This window comes from Ancrocorticia sp. (assembly GCF_052089425.1).
Classification (GTDB): Bacteria; Actinomycetota; Actinomycetes; order Actinomycetales; family Actinomycetaceae; genus Ancrocorticia.
This window is the reverse complement of sequence record NZ_JBQCZW010000067.1, coordinates 1-4788: the sequence shown is the minus strand read 5'-3', so window position 1 is coordinate 4788 and position 4788 is coordinate 1. Positions and strand designations below refer to the sequence as shown.

Genomic DNA, 4788 nt, shown 5'->3' with positions numbered 1-4788 from the left:
CCTCGAAACCGGAGGATTCACAAACCAACTCCTACACCCCCAACTGTGAAGAGCCGCTTATCCGCGTGCTCACGCCTACGATTTAATGGGAGGCGGTCTCACCAAAGGCGCGGGACCCATATGCGAAGGAGTAGATAATGGTCAATCGGATGATCTTCAATCAGACTGGATTCTTTGGGCGTGGTGCGATCAATGAGATCCCTGAAGCGGCGAAGTCTCGCGGGTTTACGAAGGCGATGATCGTGACGGACCCGGTGCTCGCCGATCCGGCCAACGGGACCGCGAAGAAGGTCAGTGACGTGCTGGAGGCGGCCGGGATTGGCTACGAGGTTTTCACCAACGTGAAGCCGAACCCACCTGTTGAGTGCATCAAGGACGGCGTGGAGAAGTTCAAGGAATCCGGCGCCGATTTCCTCATCGGTCTGGGCGGTGGATCGCCACAAGATACGTGCAAGGGCATCGGAATTGTGGTGGCGAACCCCGAGTTCGGGGACGTTCTCTCCCTTGAAGGAACCGCGGCCACAAATAATCCTGCCGTGCCGATTTTCGGCGTTCCTACCACCGCTGGGACGGCCTCGGAAACCACCATTAACTACGTCATCACGGATACGGCCAACAAGCGGAAGTTCGTGGCTGTGGATCCTCACGATATTCCGGTGGTGGCGTTCGTTGATCCTGACCTGACGGACGGCATGCCGCGTGGGCTCAAGGTGGCCACCGGGCTGGATGCGCTGACCCACGCAATCGAGGGCTACATTACCCCCGGTGCGTGGAGCCTATCGGATGCTCTGTGTTTGAAGTCCATCCAGATGATCGCCGCGAATCTGGCCAAGAGTGCCGATGGCGATAAGGAGGCCGGCGAGGAGATGGCGTTCGCCAGCTACATCAACGGTATGGCCTACTCGAACGTTGGGTTGGGGCTTGTGCACGGCATGGCGCATCCGCTTGGCGGGCGGCTGGGCGTTGCTCACGGGGTGGCCAACGGTATTCTGCTGGCCCCGCTCATGGAGTTCAACAAGGATTACACGGGCGAAAAGTACCGCGACATTGCCGCAGCTTTCGGCGTGGAGGACGCCTACTCTGGGGATCTCGAGGCTGTGCGTGACGCTGCTGTTGCCGCGGTTCGTGGGCTCACCGCCGATCTTGGCAATCCCACCACTATTTCCGAGGTGGGTGCCACGCAGGCCGATCTGGAGCCGCTGGCACGCGATGCTTTTGCGGATGTGTGCTCGCCCGGCAACCCGCGCCCAGCAACCGAAGAGGAAATCCTCGGGCTGTACAAGGGACTGATGTAGGCGGATGTGGGGCGCTCTGCGCTAGAAGGCCGCAACGATGAGGTCTTTGGCGCGGGCGCCCCACTCGCGGATCTGCCATCTTGTCTCGTCCTCATAGGGGCGCAGGTCCGCGGCTACGCCTATTACGTCCATCCCCTGTTGCTCCCCGTTATACACGCAGCGGGCAAGGTGGAACTCTTGGGACACCGCGATCACACTGTCTAGGCCGTAGACGTGGCTGGCGCGGGACATCGTATCGTAGGTGTTCAGGCCGCCCGTGTCGCGGGTGATGGCGGTTTCGGGGACTCCCCTGTCCTCCAGCCAGCTCGCCATGACATCAACTTGGTAATTCGCGACGTCCGAATTGTCGCCGCTCACAACCACCACTGGGGCGGCGCCCTGCTCCCAGAGCGTCAGGCCGGTTTGCAGGCGATCGTGGAGGGCATCCGTGGGTTCGCCGTTTGCGCGGACCCCGGCGCCGAGGATCACGATGGCGTCCGCCTGCGTGCTCGGTGGGAGTTCTGCTGGCGTGGCGTATATGTGGCTGGCCGTGCTGCTGGTCATGTAGATATTGGCACCAACAATGTAGGCGGCTGCTATCAACGTGGCAGCCGTGAGCGCGGCTATTGTGCGGCGCAGGCCCTTGCGCGGCGGTGGCTTGGGAGCGCGCCGAATGTTGCTCAGGGAGTCAACGCGTTCTTGTTCGGCCACGGGGACAGCTTAGCGGGTTGGGGTGTGGCGTAGATGAGAGTTGCCGTTGCCAACGGTTGGCCAAGGTAGTGCTTCCGCAGCAAACAACCTAAACTGTCAGGATGGCCATGCAAGAGCGGCTCCCGCTCCGAGTTGTTTGCAAGTCGCGAGATTTGCCTTTCATTGAGGCGTGGTTAGATCCATTGGCTTTCATAAGCCAGAAAAGAGGCCGCCCTGCAGAGGGTGGCCTCTTCTCTAGCGCTTTCAATTCCATAGTACGTGGTAAGTTCTATTGGCTTTCACTTGTTCCTTGCATTATTCGGGACTCCGAGCTAGACTCTTCGTACGGAGGCAGGCGCAGAGGTTGCCACGAGGCATCTGAGTCTCGTGGCAACATTCTCTCATCTGCTTCCGACAGTTCTCTCTTTCCGAGCACAACATTTGCATAGGCAGGCAAATGTGTCGGAGGTAGAGATTAACGTTTTATTTAGGCCCGGGCATCCCGTCCGAGCCCACTGTCGGGCTAACTGGCAAGCAAACGCCGCTGCCCGACCAGTCACATGTGCTCATGACTTGTGCACTTCACTAATACAAACAAAGGACAAGAAAAATGACTCGCAAACTTACCTGGCAAGATCTCGTTGACGCTTGTTCGCCTGGCGGAGCAAGCGTTCTGGTAGAAACAACAGAACTCGCCCCGGCGGCAGGTACTCAAGCTTCTGTCGCTCCTTCACGTTTCGTCAAGGGAAGTAACCCAACCTTTGACTTCCAAACTCGCTTCATAGAAGGAGAACCGCAAAAGGTTGTCACGATCGATTCCAAACAATCCATGCTCAACAGAGTTGAATCGTCTCTGTCACAGGCTGTTGACGATCCAGACCCAGTCGTACGGCTGATGCCGCGCATTGAAGTCACCTACCCCAACAACACTTATAAGGACATAGATCTTCCTCACCGCGCCTTCGACGGGCACATAAGGGCCGGACGTATTGCAGGTAAGCCGACAACGTCCGATGAAACCTACAGGGCAATCAGGAATTCGAACCCGCGCGATTTCAGTCCGATCCTCTCGCACTCGCCCGCGGTTCTCGCGTTCGGAGGATGGGATTCCACCAGAAAATCTAATCAGGTTCGCCTCCGATCCGCGCTTGTTGGCGAGATTATTGGAACGCTTGCAGATCAGGAAGCTGACCCCAACAGCAATATCGGAATGCGCGGAGGAGCGCGCGTAGATCCCGTTGGAATGAGCATCGCCCTGCCAAAGAAGAAGATGGAACAACTCGCGGCCAATCAAGAGCAGGAATTGAGCAGTAACAACTTGCAGGCCATAGCCAAGGACATCAAGAAAGCTGGTGAAGGCAAAGCCAGTGCCTCTCGTTTAGGGCTGGGCGGGGTGCCCCCTACTCTCGACACCATTGGAGGCGTTTCGTGCCGCCAGATCAGCCGCTCCTGGGTTCTCAGCTTCTCCACGCTACGTCAAATGCGTTTCGGGTCCACACCTGAAGGGGACGCTGTGTGCCGTGCTCTGCTTGCTGCTCTGGCACTTGCCGGGCTGGCGCGAGCTGACCGTGAGCTCTACTTGAGAGCAAATTGCGATCTTGTTGAAACCTCAGTTCCCAAGGTCCTGCTGGATCAGAGGTATGGCCAGTCAGAGGAGATCGATCCGCTCGAAGTGGCGGATATGGATGCACTTCTTCAGCACGCAATTGAGGAAGCTTCGCGAATCGCTGGGATCGAATGGACAGGGCAAGTCCTCGAAGTCGATGGCGATGAGTCTATTTATGCCGCAGCAACTGATGATAGCGAAGATGAGTAGCCATCATGGAAGAGACGATTCAAGAGTTCGGTTTGCGAGCTACATTCCTTCTCGACACATATTTAGGTCATCGTTCTGACGGCTCACGAGAACCGTTTCCTGACGCAGCTAGGCTGCACGCTGCCCTGACTAATGCTGCCTGCTGCGGTTCAACAGCTCAAGTTTCAGAAGATGGTTCGTCATTGATCCCCCACCCTCAAGCAGTGGAATCCCTACGCTGGCTCGATGAACACGAGCCAGTAGAAATGGAACTGCCACAATCCTCACCACTCGGAACAGGAGAAGAGTTTGCCTACCGCAACGTCAGCTCTGTTAACGCAAAACACTCCGCAGAGAAACGCCTGATCAGTGACGGAGCCGGTTTGTCTGGCCCCGTTGGCTACATCTGGAAAGATGTTCCTCGTAACGTCGCACAATGGTTAGATTTACTTGCTGCAGATGTCGGCTGCTTGGGCGAAGCAACGAGCCCAGTGATTATAAGGACTGGCGCGACCGCCACTCATAGGCGTGCCCGTGAGCAGACAATCTTCGCACGCGGTGGGGAACGTTTTCGCGTTCCTCGCGCAGGCCGCACCGATGAACTCATGAAAAGGCACGGTGAAGCAAACCCCAAGAAGAAGCCGACAGTTGCCGCAGATAAATTGAAACAAGGGGAACTACCGAAGCCGAGCAGGATTTCTCAGGAATGCGTGCGATCCAGCCGTTATGTGCCAATTGTCGCTGGTCGAGCGCCCGCTGACGATCTGTCTGTGCCCTGGTCATCGGTTTACGTCGTCCCGCTATCCGGAGACAATGTTCAGCCAGAGGATCGCATGGCGTGGGCAGCGGCACTTCACAAGGCTTTGATCGCTGCAGTGGGCGAAAACGTCTCTTCGCTACTCACGGGCAAGTATCCGGAGGGCAGTCCACGCCCGGCCAACGGCCTCGCGGTTCACTGCGTACCGTCAGAGCGCGTAGCCCATCTCGGGATTGAGCAACCAGCTCTTCTCATTATGAGTCCTGCTTGTG

4 protein-coding genes are annotated in these 4788 nt (G+C 57.5%); 3 read left to right on the top strand and 1 reads right to left on the bottom strand.

All coding sequences use genetic code 11. From position 1 onward, the window contains the following. The first annotated feature begins 137 nt into the window (after positions 1 to 137). Entirely contained in the window at positions 138 to 1295 is a 1158-nt protein-coding gene (gene fucO / locus ACTHV6_RS11820) for a lactaldehyde reductase (protein WP_441387827.1), read from the top strand. A 21-nt stretch (positions 1296 to 1316) separates the two neighbouring features. On the opposite strand, the gene ACTHV6_RS11815 is transcribed toward fucO, so the two are convergent. Then, positions 1317 to 1985 (bottom strand): SanA/YdcF family protein, encoded by a 669-nt coding sequence (locus ACTHV6_RS11815; RefSeq protein ID WP_441387825.1) that lies wholly within the window; start codon positions 1983 to 1985, stop codon positions 1317 to 1319. Positions 1986 to 2574: 589 nt separating this feature from the next. Between ACTHV6_RS11815 and cas7g the strand changes: the two genes are divergently transcribed. Beyond that, positions 2575 to 3780 (top strand): type I-G CRISPR-associated RAMP protein Csb1/Cas7g, encoded by a 1206-nt coding sequence (gene cas7g / locus ACTHV6_RS11810; RefSeq protein WP_441387824.1) that lies wholly within the window; start codon positions 2575 to 2577, stop codon positions 3778 to 3780. A gap of 5 nt (positions 3781 to 3785) precedes the next feature. Further along, positions 3786 to 4788, top strand: a 1003-nt coding sequence (gene csb2 / locus ACTHV6_RS11805; protein WP_441387822.1) for a type I-G CRISPR-associated protein Csb2, incomplete at its 3' end; no start/stop codon positions are given.